The organism is Frankia sp. CoWAU3 (genome assembly GCF_977971855.1).
In genome coordinates this window covers 39,264-40,163 of sequence record NZ_CDWWXB010000003.1, presented here as the reverse complement: position 1 = coordinate 40,163, position 900 = coordinate 39,264, and the positions used below count along the sequence as shown (strand labels likewise).

1 protein-coding gene and 1 pseudogene are annotated in these 900 nt (G+C 68.8%); one reads left to right on the top strand and one right to left on the bottom strand.

Features of this window, described 5'->3' with window-relative positions:
• Window positions 1–377 (bottom strand): class I SAM-dependent methyltransferase (locus AC08ON_RS00920; protein ID WP_476616293.1); only part of this gene is annotated, 377 nt, incomplete at its 3' end.
• 120 nt (window positions 378–497) lie between these two features.
• Here AC08ON_RS00920 and AC08ON_RS00915 point away from each other — a divergent pair.
• Window positions 498–900 (top strand): annotated as a pseudogene (locus AC08ON_RS00915) (glycosyltransferase family 4 protein); the annotation flags it as partial.

Here is a 900-nt window from a genome sequence, read left to right as displayed (position 1 = left end):
TAGTGCAGCACGTTCGGCAGCGCCACCAGGACCCGGCCGCCGGGTGCCAGCGCCCGCCGGGCCTCTACGAGCAACGGCACCGGATCCGCCAGGTGCTCGAGGATGTGGGAAAGCAGCACGAGCTGGTGACTTCCGTCGGGGACGAAGGGCAGCCCGGCGTTCAGATCGGCGAGTTCGACGTGGTCGCACTCGGCCGTGGCGGCGGCCCGCTCGGACGGATCAATCGTCACCCCCGTCACCCGCCAGCCCCGGGCCCGCAGCAGCCGCGCGTTGTCCCCGGCTCCGCACCCACAATCCAGCGCCTTACCCGCCGGTATGTCGATCAGATCGAGGAGAGACGGGTTACCACCGTTGCGGTACCGCAGATCGGCTTCCATACACGACCCCTTGTCGCCATCATCGGAGAAGCTACAGGCAGTCAAGAGAACTCGAAACGTTACTATGACACGCTTCGCAACACAGGACTAGCACCTGGAGAGACATTAAAATCGCTCTCCGTGCAGATCTCGCGTCGATCCACCGCCCCGACCGCCTCCCTCACCGATCGACCCGCCCGGGTTCTGCTGCTGAGCAGTTCCCGCGGCCTCGGTGGCGGGATCGAGCGTTATCTCTCGACGATCGAAGAGACACTGCGGGCCGGTGGGGCCGATCTCCTGCGGGTCGACATGCTGGAGCCAGGCGTCGAGCTGACCCCGGCGATCAGGGCGCGCTTCACATCGCACGCGCTCGCCGCGGCGCGCCGCTTCGGCCAGGCCGACAGCGTGGTCGCCGGGCACGCCAACCTCATCCCTGTCGCGGCGGCGGCCGTCCGGCTGTCCCGGGCCCGTCTCGGCCCGGTGCTGCTCTACGGCACCGACATCTGGGGCATGCGCCGCACCGACCGCGCGATCCTGCGCGCCG